General features: G+C 41.0%; 16 protein-coding genes. 4 read left to right on the forward strand and 12 right to left on the reverse strand.

Annotated features, from left to right (window positions below; all coding sequences use genetic code 11):
* Positions 1–660: 660 nt before the first annotated feature.
* Complete coding sequence (gene gmhB / locus EGC86_RS05030; RefSeq protein ID WP_011637023.1) at positions 661–1,221, reverse strand: D-glycero-beta-D-manno-heptose 1,7-bisphosphate 7-phosphatase; 561 nt, start codon at positions 1,219–1,221, stop codon at positions 661–663.
* 201 nt (positions 1,222–1,422) lie between these two features.
* Between gmhB and EGC86_RS05035 the strand changes: the two genes are divergently transcribed.
* Positions 1,423–2,097 (forward strand): GntR family transcriptional regulator, encoded by a 675-nt coding sequence (locus tag EGC86_RS05035; protein ID WP_011637022.1) that lies wholly within the window; start codon positions 1,423–1,425, stop codon positions 2,095–2,097.
* Between the two features lie 119 nt (positions 2,098–2,216).
* Positions 2,217–3,299 carry a ketoacyl-ACP synthase III gene (locus EGC86_RS05040; RefSeq protein WP_123776851.1) on the forward strand — a complete coding sequence of 361 codons (1,083 nt, stop codon included), beginning with the start codon at positions 2,217–2,219 and terminating at the stop codon, positions 3,297–3,299.
* Between the two features lie 55 nt (positions 3,300–3,354).
* On the opposite strand, the gene EGC86_RS05045 is transcribed toward EGC86_RS05040, so the two are convergent.
* From EGC86_RS05045 to EGC86_RS05060, 4 genes are all read right to left on the reverse strand, one after another.
* Positions 3,355–4,044, reverse strand: a complete 690-nt coding sequence (locus tag EGC86_RS05045) for an exonuclease domain-containing protein (protein ID WP_123776852.1) — start codon at positions 4,042–4,044, stop codon at positions 3,355–3,357.
* Positions 4,044–5,891 carry a DUF294 nucleotidyltransferase-like domain-containing protein gene (locus EGC86_RS05050; RefSeq protein ID WP_011637019.1) on the reverse strand — a complete coding sequence of 616 codons (1,848 nt, stop codon included), beginning with the start codon at positions 5,889–5,891 and terminating at the stop codon, positions 4,044–4,046. Before EGC86_RS05050 ends, EGC86_RS05045 begins: the two co-directional genes overlap by 1 nt.
* Positions 5,892–6,022: 131 nt before the next feature.
* Positions 6,023–7,741 carry a sodium:solute symporter family protein gene (locus EGC86_RS05055; protein WP_123776853.1) on the reverse strand — a complete coding sequence of 573 codons (1,719 nt, stop codon included), beginning with the start codon at positions 7,739–7,741 and terminating at the stop codon, positions 6,023–6,025.
* An 11-nt stretch (positions 7,742–7,752) separates the two neighbouring features.
* Complete coding sequence (locus EGC86_RS05060) at positions 7,753–8,019, reverse strand: DUF4212 domain-containing protein (RefSeq protein ID WP_011637017.1); 267 nt, start codon at positions 8,017–8,019, stop codon at positions 7,753–7,755.
* 360 nt (positions 8,020–8,379) lie between these two features.
* On the opposite strand from EGC86_RS05060, the gene EGC86_RS05065 reads away from it, so the two are divergent.
* The gene (locus tag EGC86_RS05065) at positions 8,380–10,548 is read left to right on the forward strand and encodes a diguanylate cyclase (RefSeq protein WP_245423108.1); all 2,169 of its coding nucleotides are present in this window, start codon (positions 8,380–8,382) and stop codon (positions 10,546–10,548) included.
* Here EGC86_RS05065 and EGC86_RS05070 read toward each other — a convergent pair.
* Positions 10,538–12,037, reverse strand: a complete 1,500-nt coding sequence (locus EGC86_RS05070) for an alpha/beta hydrolase (RefSeq protein ID WP_102036834.1) — start codon at positions 12,035–12,037, stop codon at positions 10,538–10,540. The genes EGC86_RS05065 and EGC86_RS05070 overlap by 11 nt on opposite strands.
* A gap of 100 nt (positions 12,038–12,137) precedes the next feature.
* Between EGC86_RS05070 and EGC86_RS05075 the strand changes: the two genes are divergently transcribed.
* Entirely contained in the window at positions 12,138–12,704 is a 567-nt protein-coding gene (locus EGC86_RS05075; RefSeq protein WP_245423109.1) for a DUF6942 family protein, read from the forward strand.
* 4 nt (positions 12,705–12,708) lie between these two features.
* Here EGC86_RS05075 and nadE read toward each other — a convergent pair whose 3' ends face one another.
* From nadE to recR, 6 genes are all read right to left on the reverse strand, one after another.
* The gene (gene nadE / locus EGC86_RS05080; protein WP_123776854.1) at positions 12,709–13,539 is read right to left on the reverse strand and encodes an ammonia-dependent NAD(+) synthetase; all 831 of its coding nucleotides are present in this window, start codon (positions 13,537–13,539) and stop codon (positions 12,709–12,711) included.
* A 115-nt stretch (positions 13,540–13,654) separates the two neighbouring features.
* A complete protein-coding gene (locus EGC86_RS05085; protein ID WP_123776855.1) occupies positions 13,655–14,959 on the reverse strand; it encodes an inosine/guanosine kinase in 1,305 nt (434 codons plus the stop codon).
* Between the two features lie 598 nt (positions 14,960–15,557).
* On the reverse strand, positions 15,558–16,202 hold the full coding sequence (adk, locus tag EGC86_RS05090) for an adenylate kinase (RefSeq protein ID WP_123776856.1): 645 nt from the start codon (positions 16,200–16,202) through the stop codon (positions 15,558–15,560).
* A gap of 136 nt (positions 16,203–16,338) precedes the next feature.
* A complete protein-coding gene (locus EGC86_RS05095) occupies positions 16,339–17,202 on the reverse strand; it encodes a tetratricopeptide repeat protein (protein WP_123776857.1) in 864 nt (287 codons plus the stop codon).
* 66 nt (positions 17,203–17,268) lie between these two features.
* The gene (gene htpG, locus EGC86_RS05100; protein ID WP_011637009.1) at positions 17,269–19,182 is read right to left on the reverse strand and encodes a molecular chaperone HtpG; all 1,914 of its coding nucleotides are present in this window, start codon (positions 19,180–19,182) and stop codon (positions 17,269–17,271) included.
* A 279-nt stretch (positions 19,183–19,461) separates the two neighbouring features.
* Positions 19,462–20,061 carry a recombination mediator RecR gene (gene recR, locus EGC86_RS05105; RefSeq protein ID WP_011637008.1) on the reverse strand — a complete coding sequence of 200 codons (600 nt, stop codon included), beginning with the start codon at positions 20,059–20,061 and terminating at the stop codon, positions 19,462–19,464.
* Positions 20,062–20,156 lie beyond the last annotated feature (95 nt).

Below are 20,156 nucleotides of genomic sequence, written 5' to 3' on the forward strand. Positions count from 1 at the left end.
GAACACTCATCGTTGCATTGAGTTTAAATTTTTTGATTGCCAACATTCCGAAGAACAGAAGACAATTTCGAATAACTCAATACCTGTGAATGTCCACACAGATTACTTGATAAATTGTTAAAGAGCGGACTTGGCAACTAGCGTTAGACGCTGCGTTCCGTGTCAGTGGGGTGTATTATAGGGAAAACAATTTATAGCGCAAGGGCTTTCTACGGTTTTAATGGTTATTACGCCCCAACTGCACACTATTTGAACTTAAAGCCATGTTTATTGATGTTTTTGCTGACTTTATAGGCAAAATTAGCATGCTACAGCGAACATCAAATTTATATTAGTTACCTATATAAGGCTTATTATGCGGCTCACAGTGGTTTAAGCGGGTAATTTAGCATGTTGAGTCTAAAAAATTACTGAAACGACGTTAATTTCATGTTAACTCCGTAGCCGCATTTAGTAGCGCGAACGATTTAGCCTTATTGGATGACATATCTTTATTTGGCTAAGGGGATTTGTATCAGCAAAAAATAAGCTGCTTAGTATATAAAGGAAGAGAAAGACTAAAACGTGGTAAATGGTTACATTGAAAATCGCTGTTCATATATAAGTGGTGAAAGCTTAAATATGAACAGCTGAAATAATCGCTTTGAGTTCGCGATTCTATTATTTGGCGAGTAATTGACTTAGCAGACTCGGAACATCAGCGATACTGTCAACAACTGCACTCGCAAGTTCAATTCCGGCTTCGTCTACTACTTTACCTGAACGAACCAAAATGGCAGTGTTAATGCCAGCCGCTTTTGCTGCGCGTATATCATCAGCTTTATCGCCCACCATGACTGACTGGCTCATATCAATTTTCAAAAATTCTGCAGCATCTAGCATCATGCCGGGTTTGGGCTTTCTGCAATCGCAATCTTGCTTATATTCACCTAGGCCTTTTTGTGGATGATGCGGGCAATAGTAGATACCATCAAGTTCGACACCTTTATCGGCAAAGTTCCAATCCATCCATTCCGTTAAATGATGAAAATCATCCTCACTGTACATACCACGAGCAATGCCAGATTGATTGGTCACCACTATTAATAGGTAACCCATCTGCTTTAATGCGAGACACGCTTCAAATACACCGTCGATATATTCAAAGTCGTCCACGGTATGAACATAACCATTGTCTTTATTGATCACACCATCACGATCGAGAAATACTGCTTTATTCAACCTAACACTCCTTAAACTCTATACTGTGTCGATTATCCCATTGAGATGAATTTTGGGCCAGATAATCTGAATAATTTTGTTAATTTGTTCATTTACCGCGGTTTTATGTGCTTAATCTGCATAATTGTATAGGTTTCACTTTATAAAGCGGCGGCTAAGCGTTACCCTTGCCCGAAGAAATTAGTGATTATTATAGAATACATGAGCAATATACCTCCTATTATTCATAAAACGCGTACGCAACTTGTTGTTGAGGCGCTCAGAGAACGGATCCTTTCTGGTGATATACAAGGAGGAGAACCGCTTAGGCAGTCTGCTATTGCAGAACAGTTAAATGTAAGTCGAATTCCCGTTCGTGAAGCTTTAGTTCAATTAGAAGCAGAAGGTTTGATTAATTTCGAACCACACAAAGGCGCAACGGCAACATTGTTATCTGTTGAACAAGTCACTGAATTATTTGAACTGCGCGCTATGATCGAATCAGATTTGTTGGCTAAGGCCATCCCTAACCTATCTGACAAAGATCTTGTTGAAGCTGAAGCCGTACTGGTTCAACTTGAATTGGCATTTAAACTGAAAGAATCAGTAGCAAGTTGGAGTGAACTGAACACTCGATTCCATACCCGTTTATACCAAGCAGCTAATCGTCCTCATACAATGGAAGTGGTTAACGGTTTAAACACTAATTGCGATCGCTATATTCGTCTGCAGTTGTTATTTACTGGCGGGATACCTATCGCTGAAAGAGAACATCGAGTGTTACTCGAATTATGTAAAAATCGCGACATCGAAAAAGCCACAACTTTACTGCGTGAGCATATCTTGCATGCTTCGGCTTCGATCACGAAACTGGTAGAACAAAAGATTAAGTCATAATAACAATAATAAACCTTAGTCATGATCATTTAAGCATTTAACATCAGCTGGTTAATGTCAGACCATTGATGTTGTAAATAAATTTAATTAACTATTGAAACATATTGAGAGAACTTCTTATGCAGTATGCACACATTACCGGTTGGGGTAAGTCAGTTCCACCCGCAACATTGACCAATGACGATTTAGCGACATTCATGGAAACGACAGATGAATGGATCAAAACACGTACTGGAATTAGTAAGCGTAACATTAGTCACGTTAATACTTCTGAAATGGCTTCGGTTGCCGCTAAGCATGCGCTTGCCGCAGCAGGGATTGATGGCAGTGAATTAGATTTAATTATTCTGGCCACCGCCAGCCCTGATACCTTGATCCCCAATATTGCATCAACGGTACAGGCAAATATTGGTGCTACCTGTGGTGCATTTGACATTAACGCTGCTTGCAGTGGCTTTTTGTATGGTGTTGGCTTGGCCAGCTCAATGATTAAGAGCGGCCAAAGTAAGAAGATTCTGATTATCGGCGCTGAACGTTTATCTTTTTATTTGGATTGGTCTCGACGTGAAACAGCAGTGTTATTTGGTGACGGCGCTGGTGCAGTTGTACTTGAGGCCAGTGACCAACCTGGTGGTGTATTAGGTTATGAATTAAATAATGATCCTGAAGGTCGCGATATTTTAAAGTCTAACTTTGGCACCCAGATGGATAGATTTGACAATGACTCATTGGATTTTTACATTCATATCAATGGTCAAGATGTGTTTAAACGTGCAATTCATGGCATGGGAAGTTTAAGTAATAAGGTATTAGACAGCTGTGGTATCAGCATCGACGATGTCGACTTTGTTATTCCACATCAGGCAAACGAACGTATTATTGATACGCTAGTCAGCCGAATGAAAATTCCAAAAGAAAAAGCCTTCGTCAATATCGCTGATTATGGCAATACGTCTGCAGCGACTATCCCGATTGCGATTTGCGATGCGTTATCTCAAGGTAGAATTGAAGCCAATCAGACTATTCTGTCTTGCGCGTTTGGTGCTGGATTAACCTCAGCGGCCTTACTGCTAAAATGGGGGGAACGCACCACGCCAATTAACACCAGTGATGCTGCATTACCGCCTTGCGATAAAACCGCACTTGAATTGATTAAACCTGCAGTTGATTATTTTTTCAATAAAGCTAAAAACGCAGAATAAGCTGTCTTCAGTGTTTAATAGAAAAGCCAGTCTCGATGACTGGCTTTTTTCTTTTCTAACGAGACACATTGATTAAGTCTTTAACCGACAACTTTTTAATATCACCCATCGCCGAAACTTGAGCCAGCAACAATTCAGCACAAGATAATGCATCAATAAGCGCATTGTGAGCAGAATAAACGGGTAAACGGTAACGTGCACGGCTTGCATTCAAGCGTAACGAACCTTCTTTTAATACAGGCTGTTGCATTAAGCAGCGCTTCTTTTCTATGGCTAGTGTATCAATAAATACCAACGGAATTGATTGTCCAAAACAGCGTATCAACTGCTGCTGAATAAACTGTATGTCCAACGGTGCATGGTGCGCGACCAAAATATAGCCCTTTGTTTTTGATAAAAACCAATCAATTGCCTCTGCTAACGTTAAGGCCATGTGCAATTGGTTATCCACAATACCGTGAACCGTCGCGCTCTGCCCCACACTGCCGCTAATAGAAATCATCATATGCTGTGCTTTATCAAGCGGAATGACCCCGTTGATAATCGGCACTAAACCGATACTGATGACTTGATCATGGATTGGATCTAAGCCAGTCATTTCAAGATCAATCGCCATCAAAGGTGCATCTAGAAATGGTTTTGTTAACGCAGGCGTTATTGCTTCTAAATACGTGTTGAGTAATGAAGGTAAAGTGGTCATTTTTTTACGCCATAACACCACTTTTATCCACCAAAAACTGGCCACTAAAAGCTCCTCATGAACTTAAGTTTTATACCTGCTTGGGCATCATGTACTACTTTGAATGCATCACGAAGCTGATGGCGCATTAATGAAGAAAGGTGTTGTGGTTTTAGATAATTGTTCACAGGTAAGTTATTGGTGGCTTGATAGCCTTGATTAGCTAAACGCATGTGCGCAATGAACTCATGGGCATCCGCCAAATTAAGTGCATCTTTACGATTAATAATATTAGCGTCCATTAACGCTCTGATCCGCTTAGCAGTATTAACCTCTTTGATGCCAGCACTTAAGGCATACACTCTGGCAATATCATTAATTAATGCACTTCCTTTGTGTTTTAAATCCATGCCTTTCACCTCACTACCATCACGCTCAAGAACAAACTTCCTAAAAAAGCCCAATGGTGGTGATTCAGTTAACGAGTTGCCCGCCATTCCGGCAAGGAAAATATCATTATTTTGTGTAGATGCTAAAACATCATCTTGCAGTTCACTGAATAAACTCAATGGCCCAAACACTGGACGCATATCAAAAAATATACTGGCATGCATTAAGGCTTTTGGTTCTGGCGTATTCACCCATCTTGAAAAAAGCCCTTTCCACTTCACCAGTGATAAGCGCCATTTGGGGTTTTGCGCCATAATGTCACCAGGACAATAAATATAGCCACATTCATCTAAGCCCTTACATACTGCTTTTGTTAACGCTTCAAAATAAGCGGCGGCAAATTCATCGGGGTCGTGGGCCAGCAATAAACCATTATCCTGGTCAGAACAAGCAACTTGATCTTGCCTACCTTGGGAACCAAAAGCCAGCCAACAAAACGCCATTGGTGCTTGACCTAAAATTTGTTGATTCAATTCAATTAGCCGACGCGTTAATGCATCGGTTACCGACGTTAATACTCTACCTATTTCTTCTGCTCTAGCATCTGCGCTAATCAAATTTTGCAATAGTAACGGAATTTGCTTACTCACTTGAATAAGCTTTTCGATACTACCTTGCCGCCCTATTTCGCCAATAAGCAGCAAGGGCTGTGAACTTTGCGAACGTAATATATCAGTACTGGTGATCATCCCTAATGCACGGCTACCATCAACCACAGGTAAGTGGTGAATATTATGCTCACTCATCGCCAACATTGCTTCGAACACTAGCGCGTTGGCGTGAGTTGTCACGGGATTGATGGTCATGGCTTGACTCACCAGCGTATTGACGTCTAAGCCTTCTGCGATAATTCGATTACGTAAATCTCGATCGGTCAAAATACCGGTTAATTTTTGATTATCGATAACGAGCACCGATGAAACCCGGTGTTCACGCATTAATTTAGCCGCATCCATAACACTGGCGTGAGCGTCGATGATAATAGGCTGAGATGACATGATGGAAGTAATACGGCTAGTCGTGGTCAAATCTTTAGCACTAAATTTAGTTTCATTGCGTAAGCGTTTAGCAAAAGCACGGGCAAAAAACTGATCAAAGCTCCGATGTTCGGAACGTAATTTGGCAAAGACTGATTGTGGTAAATGATAAACCAAACCATCTTCTAAAATGGCCACTTTATTAACCACTTTTTCACCCGATAATAAGGTGGAAAAACCAAAACACTCACCTTCGCCAACTCGGTCAACCAACACACCTTCAGGGTCACGCACTTCGAATGCACCGCTACGAACAATGTACAATTTTGGATTGTCTTTATCGAACTCAACAAAGGCAGACGCTTTACTGTAATAACCGATGCTAATCTTTCTAGCACAATATTGAATACTCTCTTTAGGTAGCGTGTCGAAAGGCGAATGAGCCGCTAAAAACTGTTCTACTGGTTGTAACTCACTGGCATCCATTAATCATTTCCCTATTGTGCATGGGCGAACAATATCACTATAGCAAAGCGTTTCGCTTATCTGCTATAGGACTAAAGCCCAACAAAAAGAGCGCCTAAGCGCTCTTTTTAAACAGTGTTGATAACAGCAGGTTAATGATCGTGTGCTTCGCCTGACCCTTTAGGGAAACGAATTGACTCAACCATTGCGACTATTTCGTCAGGGATTTTAGCGGTGACTTTACTGACAGCAAAAGCGACACCAAAGTTAACCATCATTCCCACCATACCAATACCTTCTGGTGAGATACCCAGTAACCAATTTTCAGATGAATTGGCTGCCGGATTGATAAACTTGAAGTAGGCAATATAACTAGCCGTAAATAATAGCCCGATCACCATGCCTGAAATAGCACCTTCTTTATTCATGGTTCTAGAGAAAATCCCCATGATAATAGCAGGGAATAACGAGGCTGCAGCGAGACCAAATGCAATGGCCACCACCGCGGCTACGAATCCAGGAGGATTAATACCAAAATAACCCGCCATAACAACCCCGAAACCGGCGGCTATTCGTGCATACATTAACTCTTTCTTATCCGAAATATCCGGCATTAGATTTTTCTTGAGTAAATCGTGCGACACAGATGTTGAAATTACCAGTAATAAACCCGCAGAGGTAGACAAGGCTGCGGCTAAACCCCCCGCGGCAACTAGTGCAATAACCCATGCTGGAAGATTAGCAATTTCAGGCGTGGCAAGAACCATAATATCTCGGTCAATGTTCATCTCATTTTTTTCACCATTGGTGTAAAAAATCTTGCCATCGTTATTCTTATCGTCCCATGTAATTAAACCCGTTTTTTCCCAGTTTTTAATCCACGTTGGCGCTGTTTCATAAGGCACGCCAGTTGATTCTGGTCCATTGATGGTTTCAATCATATTAACGCGAGAGAAAGCAGACAATGCAGGAATAGTGGTGTACATAATAGCGATAAAGACTAATGCCCAGCCCGCTGAAATACGTGCATCTTTTACTTTAGGTACAGTAAAGAAACGTACAATCACATGCGGTAAACCCGCTGTACCAAACATTAATGCACCAGTAATGAAGAACACATCAATCATCGATTTTGAGCCTTCGGTATATTGGGAGAACCCGAGTTCTGCCGATAATCCATCGAGCTTATCGAGTAAGTACACCCCCGTACCATTACCTGCGGCATCAATCATCTCAGCGCCAAAACCAATTTGTGGAAATATATGACCCGTCATCATTACAGAGATGAAGATAGCAGGAACCATAAAGGCAAAAATAAGTACGCAGTATTGTGCTACCTGAGTGTAAGTAATCCCTTTCATGCCACCTAATACAGCATAAAAGAACACCACTGCCATACCAATATACACACCGGTTTCTACGTCAACTTCTAAGAAACGAGAGAACACTACGCCAACACCACGCATTTGCCCTGCAATGTAAGTAAAACAAATAAAGATGGCACAAATAACTGCGACAGTTCGTGCAGTCTGAGAGTAGTAACGATCACCAATAAAGTCTGGAACCGTAAACTTACCAAATTTACGTAAATAAGGTGCCATACATAAGGCTAATAGCACATAACCGCCAGTCCAGCCCATAAGGTAAACTGAGCCATCATAACCGGTAAAAGACACAATACCGGCTAATGAAATAAACGATGCTGCTGACATCCAGTCGGCTGCAGTTGCCATACCATTCATAACAGGGTGAACGCCACCGCCTGCAATATAAAACTCTTTGGTTGAACCTGCTCGAGACCAAATGGCGATCCCGATGTACAACGCAAAAGTCGCGCCGACAATTAAATATGTTAGTGTTTGAACATCCATCTTAGTGCCCCTTAGTCTTCCTGAACATTGTATTTTTTGTCTAATGTATTAGCTTTCGCTACATAAACAAAAATCAGCGCCACGAATACATACATTGCACCCTGCTGCGCAAACCAGAAACCCAGTTTGAATCCCATAAAGGTAATTTCGTTTAACACATCAACTAGTAAAATACCGCAGCCAAATGACACTGCAGCCCAAATTGCAAGCAAGCTAAGTACTAATCGTAAATTCTCACGCCAGTAACCCGCTGCCTTATCGTTATTTTCAAAACTCATTGCGACTCCCCTAAGTTATTTTTTGTAAAGCCATTGTTAATTTAGCAACTCAGGGGGCCACCACAATCAAGACCTTAGTCGTACTTGATTAAAAAACGTTAACGTGAAACTTAAAAACATATATAAATCAGTCAAATAGAAAAATATTAAAATAAAAGCGATTTCTTGTTTATCAATTTAATTAGACCAAGGTCGAACAAGATTTCAGCATTAAAAGATTGAGATCTGCATCACAAAAGATAAAAAGGGACATTTGCGTGTAAAAAAACCTTAGTTTGCGTTGAAATCTGTTCTATTTCCTGAGATAAGTACTTAGATAGGAATAAATCTTTTTAGAATACAAATAATAAGGATATTTTTTTGACCTTGCCACGCATTAATCAACAACATCTTTTATTCTCGATCATCTTGGGAGTCGTTGGATTGCTCATCAATTGTTACCCAATACAATTTTTTGCCAATGTGCAATTTGTATTAGGTAACACGGTGACTGTCATTGCTGCGGTTTTATTGGGACCTTGGTATGCATTTCTAACCGCTATGATGGCATCAACTGGATTAATGTTGATATGGGATAGCCCACATGTGTATTTGTTTTTTGGGCTTGAAGCATTATTTTTAGGTTATGCCAGACGCCGTGATATCTATGCTTTATATGCTGATGCAGCATATTGGTTATTTATTGGTGCACCAATGGTATATTTATATGTGGTGCTATTGATGGACATTCCCCCCTCTCACTTAGGCTTTATTATTTCAAAGCAAGGGATCAACGGACTGATTTATACCAGTATTGCATCACTACTGATTTTAGCGATACCAAAGTTATGGTTTTTAAAAGACAAAGTTAAAGACCGCCATCGTAGACAATTAAGCTCACAACTGACCTATTTCTTCACCTTAATGGTGACTTTAACGTTATTGTTTTCGGCGTTAATCTTTAATTTTTATTTTTTAGAACGTCAACAAGTCATGTTAAAACAAAACATGACGGAAGCAGTTGCTCACCTATCGACCTCAGCACAGAATTACATTGAAAACCATAAAACCGTCATTCAAAATACTGCAAGCCAATTAGACTTAGTTGCAGATACGCCTGAAAAATGGCAAGACATTTTATCGAGTTCACATCAAAACTATTCTGGTTTTATCAGCATGTTGATTGCTAATCCGACAGCCAATATTGTCGCTGCTAGTCCAGTATCAAGACTCATGACAAAGCAAATATCTGAACAAAGCGCCAACATTAAAGACAGAGATTATTTTATTGAGTCATTCTATAATCAGCGCCTATTCGTATCATCTGTCTTTCTCGGTCGCGGATTTGGAAATGACGCAATTATTGCTATGAGTGCGCCCTTTTATCTCGATGAGCAACACACACAAGTTGCAGGAATCGTAGAAGGGTCACTTGATCTGACCCACTTTGCACATATTGACCAAGTTAATGAATATACCGACGATGAATCTATAGTGATGGTTGATGAACAAAATCAAATAATTTACGCATCAACAAAACTCAACTTGAAACCACTCTCACAATTTAATTTTGCAATAAATAAAGGCGTATATCGAGCCAATCTTGAATTAATCAATATTCATAATACGACCTCAATTGTGCCTGAATACATGTATGCTCACCGGGAACTCGATAATGGTTGGACCGTGTATATTTTAAAAGAATTTTCGCCGTTACTAAAACTCGCTGAAGAACAAATGTTCAGTAGCTTTATCATGCTGTTGATTGCATTGTTGTGTACCTTCTATATTTCAAAGAAGCTCAGCGCGTTGCTAACGGTGCCATTAGAAGCTGTCGCCAATCAATTCAGTCAGTCATATTCAGATCCAGCAAAAACATCGGCAATTGACGATAGCTCACCAAGAGAGGTATTCAGTCTGTACCAACGGTTAGCAGCCAGTAAACAACAACTCATCGCGCATCAAGTCGAATTAGAAGAAACAGTTGCTCATCGTACGGCGGAATTAGAAAAGGCCAACAAAAAACTCACAGAACTGGTTGATAGAGATCCGTTAACCGGCTTATATAATCGCCGTTATGCTGAACGTAAATTTGGTGAGTTAGTGGATTTTTGTTTACGAAGCGATCAGGCCATTACTGTTGTATTACTTGATTTAGACTTCTTCAAAAAAGTGAATGACAACTATGGCCATTTAGCTGGTGATGAGTGCTTACGGAACGTGTCACAATTATTACAGAAATACTTTAAACGTGACATTGATATTGTGGCCCGCTACGGCGGAGAAGAATTTTTGCTTATTCTGCCTTTGTCCAATACCTTACATATTGAACATCATCTCAATGGTTTTAGAGAGGCACTGTCGCAATTAGACATCATATCACCTGAAGATAAACAGTCATTTAACGTGACGGTCAGTATTGGTGCTATTACGGCAAGTGCTGATTATGAAGTAGAACTGGATAAATGGATTAAAGTAGCTGATGATAACCTCTATCAGGCAAAGCAACAGGGACGTAATCGAACAATCATTAACATCATTAATGACTAATATTTAGCGGTTTATTGCCTAATGGTGACTCAGGTTGATACCCTTGAGTAAACTCATCAATTCGAGTCATCATGTAAGGATAAAATGGATTCCATTTCTGACGTAACATGTCATCAGCTGTCACACTGAAAATGCCTCGCTCACCTTGATAAATTGCTCTGCCTATTTGGATTTTATCAGGATCATTACTTGGTAGAGGCCCATAAAGGCTGTCTTCAATCGGAAAGTTTAGCGCCACATGAGATAAAGAATATACATCATTCGGCCAAGTCAAACTTAGCGCTATCACATCGTCGGTCTTCGATTTATCAGCAAGCTCCCTAACCTGAACATGATTATCTTGTTGCGGATCATTTTCAACCAAACTTAAGCGATAAGGTAATTGCTTTGGTAACCAAAAAGGGGCAAAAGTCGCCAATGGATCTTGGAAAAGTAATTGGTTGTTACTCTTCGTCCTATTGACATCAAATAGCACTAATTGATGGCCTTTATTTATTGGCAATTTTTGATATAGCAAATCAACCACAGCTAACGAAGATACCGTATCATCGACAACTGACTGAAACGTTAGCATTGCAGGAATGGCATTAAATTGCTGCGCTGACAATGATGCTAATAAGGTCTGATTACGCTGTGTTAACTGATACACAACATCGCCAGCATTAACAGCAAACGATCGATATTTGAATGGATCATATTCTGTTTGAATACTGTTCCAATACAGTTTATCTTGCCCGAGCAACTTACCCAGCTTAGCTTGCCAATAAGCGCCTGCCGCAATGGGAGCTAGACCAATGGCTGGTGATAACATAATCATGCCGGCAAAGCTTGTAGGCTTGTTTAAGCTGATATTTTCAAGTTCATGGTTTAATGCTAAAGCAGCTCCTGTCGAAAAACCGACCACATAAATGGGTTTACCAGGTAATTGAGCAGACAAGCGGGCAACAGCAAGTGATACAGCCCCAGCAAGATCAGGCCAAGTAATGTCGGTTAATCCAGAAGGAATGGTACCGTGCCCTGGCAAGCGCAACCCTAAAACATAAGCCTGGTGCTGATAATGCTGCGCAAAATGCGACATCACATAAGGTGAGTCGGACATACCGTGCAGCAATAAAAGGCCAAACTCAGCCTGGGGATTTTTCCATTCGAAAGAACGGTTCCAATTTTGTTGCCATAATCCAGGATCAGATAAACTATTACGCTCATAACGATTAACCGGGGATGCTATTTCAGGTTGATATTGACGGTAAACTTGCTGCTCTACCTCAGCAAAAAGCTTATCTTCTAACTGTAAATATTGGCTAAAATCAGTTAAACCGGACTGTTGATGGTACTCTGAGGTAAGGTGCGTAGTGTGCCATAATGATAAGTTAGGCCGCGCATTCAGCAACCAAACGGCTGTAATGATTAACGCTAAACCAATACCTAGAGCACCATAAAATGCGGCAAATAAAAAATGTTTCGTCGATCCAATCACAATTGCGCGCATAATAACCTTAAAAATAGATACCAATTCGAACAAAAAAATAGTGTAACGCTTACAACCGAACCGCCAAACTCTTATCATTCATAACGATACTGGAAGTAATATGTCATCAGATTTATTTAGCCATATATGGGGACCGATGAATCCCGATATCATTTTTTATTTACCTACGCCTCCAGAGATACCCTTGCACTGGCAAGCTTCTCATCCCGATGCCATTACACAACTGGTCGCATTGAATGGCAATCACTGGCGTAAAATCGTCACCATTATGGCGAAGATTTGCTGTTTAGAACACGATATCAATGCTAACAAAGGAATTGATTGGAAACAGATCCGTGACCAATTATTTAATGAGTCTCATGATCAACAAATCGATAAACACATCAATACTCCATCACGTTTGCATTGCCAATTACGTATTGTTAATTCAAAGGTTGAACACCACGGCGAGATAGTATTTCCTTCTGAATCTTGGCATATTTTATGTGGCAAAGAAGCCCAACGACGTATGGGAATAACCGATCTTCGGCACTATGTCTCACTAGATGAAAAGCAAAAAATACAGCACCAGCACACGGTATTACTGACGCCATATTTAGATTACCGACAATATGCTAATGTGCTAATAGAACTCACCCGACAACACATCGCCTTAAGTAAAGTGTAAGGTATTAATCGTAAATCGTCGGGATCGGCTTACGTTTATGCTGGGTGCGTTTATAGATGCTCACCAGTTTATCTTCCACAGACTTGGCAACATCTTTGCCCTCTAGAAAGTCATCAATTTGATCATAGGTCAGCCCTAAAGCAACTTCATCTTCAAGTTGAGGTTTATTATCTTCTAAGTCCGCCGTAGGTGCCTTTTTAACCAATATTTCTGGCGCGCCTAAATGGGCAGCTAATAGACGTACTTGACGTTTATTTAAGCCAAATAATGGTGCTAAATCGCAAGCACCATCGCCCCATTTAGTATAGAAACCGGTAATATTTTCCGCACTATGGTCGGTGCCCACAACAAGGCCGCCCATAGCACCAGCAATGTCATATTGGACTATCATGCGCATTCTGGCTTTAACATTACCCTTGAGAAAGTCTGTCTTTCCAGCATCTGTTGATGATAATCCCGCGGCGGTAAGCCCCTTTAGCGTTGCATTATGGATACCAACAACACCATCATGAACATTCACGGTCACTTGTTTTGAAGGCTGAATAAACTGACAGGCTAGCTGAGCTTCGGCTTCATCTTGCTGGACATGGTAAGGTAAGCGCACTGCAATAAACTGATACTCATCACTGGCTTTTTCTTGATTAAGACTATTCACTGCCAGTTGGCATAAACGTCCAGCAAGTGATGAATCAACACCACCACTGATCCCCAAGACTAAAGTTTTGCTATGAGCCTCTGATAATTTTGCCTTAATAAAAGCAATTCTGCGTTGGATTTCAAACTCAGGCTCAATGGCCTTAAGTACATGCATCTCTCTTAAGATTTGTCCTTTCACGTGACGCTCCTGATTGCTTATTAATAATCTGGCTTTCGATGCCTATTCTATAAAAATCTACACAAAAAAAAACGATAATGATGCTTCATTATCGTTTTATTTTATCGACGATAGATTATCGTTCCCAATATGACTCTTCTAAACTGTCTTCCCGCTCAGGTAAACCACGAGACAGACGCGGGCTGTGCTGAGCTAGCACTTCATATGCAACGCGATTGGCATATTTACACACTTGTGAAAATGACGAATAACATAAACCATCTCGTTTATGTTTACTCGATCCAGGCACATTGGTTTTATGGAACGTATTGGCTGATAAATCATGAAGCAGCGCAGACAAGGCTCCATCACCAGCGCCATTGGTATTACGAATTAATTCTGGTCCACCCATATAAGGCGCAATGTGAGCGTACACTTTTATTGGGGTATCGCAATCCACTTGTAATTTCGGGCGAGAGAACTCATAACGGTTAAACTCAGGAATAGCGCCCGGTAATAAAGTATGACTGGTTTCACGCTTTTCAGCATTTTCAGTATAACCCGCAGTATAAAGCCCAATCGCGCCGGCCGTAGTTAACACCATGTCACACCAATCAAGTGCCATTTCACTGGCAAGCAACGGGTCTTTAAAACCCGTTAACGCTTCACCTTCATCTTCATTCATGGCCAAAATAGTGACATGCTCACTAATAAAATTTTGCCACCATTGTGGATCTTCTTGAATTAAAAAGCGTGTCCCTAGTGTTAACACCACTGGCACATCGGCTTCTTTAGCGTAATTAATGGCCGTCATTGCGGCATCTGTAATACCATCACCTTCGCTTGCTCGCATCAGATATGCCGTTAACACTAACGCCGAACTGCCTTGTACCACCTCTTTATCGATATATTCAGGTGTTAGCTTATCCATCGCGCCTTTACTGATAGCAAACGTGCGCTCGCCACAGTCAGAAATTAACGTAAAACAACGACCAATAGGACCATCGACAGGCTGTAAAAAGTTAAGATCAACCTTTGAGGAAGTGTTACATAAATAGCGATATGCATAGCTACCCACCATAATATGTTGGCTCATAACCCCAAAAAGTACTGAGCGATCATCGGCTAAAATCGAATAATTGTGGACGGTGTTACCAATGGTGCCACCGGCAAATTCGTCGCTGATCATCTCATTGGATTTAAGTTCATGGTACAAATTATGGGCTTGCTCATCATTAATGAGAGTTGAGTTGCCTTTAGGTAAGCCATATCGCTCAAGTAACTCGTCTTCTACTTTAGCCTCGATATCAACCAAGGTTTGATCTATACCGCAAATGTAAGTAGAAAAAGGTTGAGGCTGCTGCGTAAGTTGAGCCAATAACGGATCACGACTGTTTACAGGGAAATAGTGTTTGGACTTACGTTGACCAGGAAACTTCATATTGGGCTCTCATAGCTTGGCATCCGTGCAAGTGTGAAATTAATTACCACTGACACTCATTCAATTTTGCATGAGTCGTCATCCGCGAAAATGGCGGCAGATTTTATCATAGGTAAGCGTCAATCCTATATCACTTTTATCACATTCACGGCCTAAATATGCTTCGTTGTGGCTTTCAGTCTTATTTCATTCATTTTTTGTCTTACGACGATATATAGACTTGGGCTCAATCGGCTCGAGAATGTTTATCTGTTCAATCAAATATTAGCTTCAATATCGCTGTATTCCATCACGTTAGTTTGGGCTTATAGATTGGGTCAAACGGTTAAAATAGACTGATTCCTAGCCATATGAAATATTCAATTGAAAGACGAGTAAGGCGCATGAATACATCAATAGTGAGTTGAGGCAAGGATAGTATTAGGATTTGGTAATCGTGTTTACAACCTTGAGCGGAAGTTAAATAAATATTGAGTCAATACGAGGGGTTCACTATCAATGAATAGTATTCCCACTAATACAACGCAACGGTTAGCTTATTCCTTAGGCATAAAAAAAGCCTGCAAAGCAGGCTTTTAATGGAGTAGCTAATCAGCGATTATTTTAATACGCTGGCTAGTTGCTCACTCACTTTAGTTACTGACTGAGTACCGTCAAACTTATTGTACTGAGTACGACCTTCAGCAGCGACTTTGCCATAATAATCAACTAATGGCTTAGTTTGCTCGTGATAAATACCTAAACGCTTACGTACGGTACTTTCTTCGTCATCTGGACGGATAGATAAATCTTCGCCAGTGACATCGTCTTTACCTTCCACTTTAGGTGGATTGAACACCATGTGGTAAACACGACCAGAACCAGAATGAACACGACGCCCGCTCATACGCTTAACGATTTCTTCATCCGGCACATCGATTTCGATAACATGATCAATCTCAATACCATTTTCAGCCATAGCATCAGCTTGAGGAATTGTGCGAGGGAAACCGTCAAGTAAAAAACCTTTAACGCAATCTTCTTGAGCAATACGCTCTTTCACTAACCCAATGATAAGATCGTCCGAAACTAATTGACCTGCATCCATTACTTTCTTAGCTTCTAAACCTAATGGCGTACCAGCTTTAACCGCTGCACGTAACATATCACCAGTTGAGATCTGTGGGATACCATACTGTTCCATAATGAACTGAGCTTGGGTACCTTTACCGGCACCTGGGGCACCCAATAAAATAATGCGCATCTCAAAAGTCCTCTTTTAAGTTTGTGTTCTTTTTAGGGCGGCGATTTTCGCACATCTGCCACACTTTTAATAGCGCTTTTGTTATGACATTAGACCAAGATCTAATAAGGCTTGTAACAAAAAGGCTTCAATTTGTTTAATACAACAAGGTATACAATTTACGGCGATATTGATTGGCTAACGCATTGCCCTGACCTATCGCGGTTAAGATTTCCATGAAGACTTGTTTGATTTTCCCATCAGCAGCGTTCATATCTTTTTGTAAAATAACAAACAATAATTCAAGGGCTTCTTCATTACGTTGAGCTGCATTTAATGCTTTGGCCAAGATGATAACAGCGTCTACATTATCTGGCTGCTCTGCGAGATTTTGTTGCAGTTGACGAATTTCTGGAGTATCAGCCGCATCTTCCGCTAACGCTAATTTAGCCACTAAATTATGATAGTAACTGTCTTGATCCGCTAAACCTATACGGGCAAGTAACCCTTTTGCTTCCGCCAGTAAACCTTGCTGTAATGCTACATCTGTCATCACCAGTGCGACTTCAGGTGCTTGTTGTGCATCGATATAAATTGTTTTTAACTGTTCTGCAATGCGAGTTAAGTCTTCTGACGATAACTCGCCTTGGGCTAATAATTGTTTAACGTCATCAAACTCTTGTATCCACATCGGTGGTAAATGTTTGTCGAGCAAATCACTAATCTGTTCTTGGCTTTGCGCCCCAGAAAAACCATCAATGGGTCTGCCTTTATCTAAAATTAATGTGGTCGGTACATTCTGAATTTGGAAGTAGTTAGCAATTTCTAACTCGGTTTCACAATCCACTTTAGCGAGAATAAATCGCCCACCTTGGCTATTGGTAAGATGTTCCAGCGTCTGCAACATTTGTACACTTTCGGGCTGCTGTTGCGCCCAAAATGCTAATACCACCATTTTTTGCATTGAGGTATCAACAACTTGTTGAATATTGTCTTTAGTAAGATTAATGAGGTAGTCCATATTGCCTCCGCAGAATGACAAAAACAAAAGCGGACTTATTGTCCGCTTTTACTGCTTAAATCGAGTTTACTTTACACTCGCCAATAACATCTGATTGGTGAGTTTAATAAACGCTGAAGGGTCTGCCAAACTGCCTTTCTCGGATAGCAAGGCCTGTTGTAATAACAAGTTAGCCCAATCAGCAAACAATTGCTCGTCAGTTTCGTTATTCAAATGCTCAACCAAAGGATGCGTTGGATTAATCTCAAATGTTGGCTTAGATTCTGGCACAGGCTGACCAGCAGCTTGCATCAGTTTAATCATCTGCGTCGACATTTCACCTTCACCCGCGACCACACACGCTGGCGTGTCAGTTAGACGTGAAGTAACACGAACCTCAGAAACGCTGTCTGCTAACGCAGCTTTAACACGCTCAATTAAACCTTTAGACTCTTCAGCAACTTTGTCATGAGCTTCTTTATCAGCAGCATCTTCAAGTTCACCTAACTCTAAATCACCACGTGTCACTGAATGTAGCTTCTTGTCTTTGAACTCAGTTAAGTGATTAACCAACCACTCATCGATACGTTCAGACAATAACAATACTTCGATGCCTTTTTTACGCAGCAACTCAAGATGAGGACTATTTGCGGCAGCTTCATGACTGTCAGCAACGATATAATAAATCTTGTCTTGACCCGCTTTCATGCGCTCAATATAGGCCTCTAATGACACTGTTGTTGCGGCAGAGTTGTCATGGGTAGAAGCAAAACGCAATAAGCCTGCAATGCGTTCTTTGTTAGCAAAGTCTTCTGCAGGGCCTTCTTTTAATACTTGACCAAATTCAGCCCAGAAAGATTGATACTGTTCTGGCTCATCTTTAGCCAGCTTTTCCAGCATACCTAATACACGCTTGGTGATGCCCACGCGCATTGCTGTTGTTACTTGGTTATCTTGTAAGATTTCGCGAGATACGTTTAATGGCAAATCATTTGAATCGATTAATCCACGTACAAAGCGCAAGTATGTTGGTAAAAACTGTTCCGCTTCATCCATAATAAATACACGTTGAACAAACAGTTTCAAGCCATGCTTATGGTCGCGGTTCCACATATCCCAAGGTGCTTTGGCTGGGATGTACAGTAAACTGGTGTATTCTTGTTTACCTTCAACACGATTGTGAGACCATTTTAAAGCGTCGCTGTAATCGTGAGAAATGTGCTTGTAAAACTCTTGGTATTCTTCTTCAGTGATGTCTGACTTATTACGAGTCCAAAGCGCTGTCGCTTTGTTCATCACTTTCCACTCACCTTCCGTTGCCGCGACTTTCTCGCCATCAGGGCCGTCTGACTCAGGCGTACCTTCATTCCACATTTGTACTGGAACAGAGATATGATCAGAATACTTAGTGATAATTGAGCGTAAACGGTAATCGTCAGCAAATTCAGTTTCTTCGTCACGTAAATGCAGCACAATTTCAGTACCACGTTCATTTTTAGTGATACTTTCTACATTGAATGAACCTTCGCCTTCTGATTCCCACAATACACCTTCGTTAGCAGCATGGCCGGCAGCACGAGTGCGTACAGTGACTTTTTTCGCTACGATGAAAGCCGAATAGAAGCCCACACCAAACTGACCAATGAGTTGTGAATCTTTTGACGCTTCGCCAGAAAGATTACTAAAAAATTCTTTGGTGCCAGACTTGGCGATAGTCCCTAAATGTTCGATAACGCTATCGCGGGTCATACCTATACCATTATCTGAAATGGTTACTGTGCCCTTTTCTTTATTCGCACTAACACGAACGCGTAAATCACCGTTACCTTCATATAAGGTATCGTCAGTTAATGCTAAATAGCGAAGCTTATCTGCTGCATCGGCCGCATTTGAGACTAGCTCACGTAAGAAAATCTCTTTATTCGAATACAGAGAGTGGATCATCAATTGCAGAAGTTGTTTTACTTCGGTTTGAAAGCCATGAGTTTCTTGTTGTGACATGAGTATTTCCCTTGGTGTTACGTTTAAACAATCACGAGTCGAAAAATCCACTCGCCTAAAATTCTGTGTTAATCAAGAGATGGGGGACGTTACAATATTTTCAAGGGGCAACACTGTCTTGTTGAATAATAAATCATCAGATAAGACCAAATCAGCTCAATATGACACATTTTTGCAGCCTGTATTCCGCCATGACTCATCCAGGGTGGAATTAAAAATGCCAACAAATCTAATTTTTAGACTTGCTGGCATCTTGGTTTTTAATCAGGTGTAGGGCTATTACAGCGGAATACGACCATTAAAAGATAATGCTAAAGTGGTGCTATCAACGTACTCAAGCTCTCCACCCACGGGGACGCCATGAGCAATACGACTAATCACCACATTATGCCTTCTGGCCATATCAGCAATAAAATGTGCAGTGGCGTCACCCTCAACGGTCGGATTGGTAGCAAGAATAAGCTCGCTCACCTCATTCGACGTTAAATGGCGCTCAAGTAGCGCTAGCCCCAACTCTTCAGGACCTACACCGTCTAACGGCGATAAGTGTCCTAACAGCACAAAATAACGGCCATTAAAATGGCCACCAGCTTCAATAGCAAGCACATCAGCAGGCGTTTCAACCACGCAAATAATCCCAGTATTAATGCGACGATGGCTACTGCATATAGGGCATAAATCTTGTTCGGTAAACGTACGACAACTTTGACAATGTCCAACTTCAGACATGGCTTTTTGCAACGAATCTGCGAGCTTAAGGCCCACTTTACGTTCACGCTCAAGTAATTGAAATGCCATACGCTGTGCAGACTTAGGGCCGACACCAGGCAACGCACGTAAAGATTGAATTAATTCATCGACCAAAGGACTAAATTTCATAAATTGCCAATACCTTCATAACTAAACTCATTGTAATGTCATGGTGAACCCGTCTTGTGATCGGCTAAGCCAATACGCGGAAACGCCAAAGCAAT

Origin of the sequence: Shewanella frigidimarina (assembly GCF_003797125.1) — a bacterium.
Classification (GTDB): Bacteria; Pseudomonadota; Gammaproteobacteria; order Enterobacterales; family Shewanellaceae; genus Shewanella; species Shewanella frigidimarina.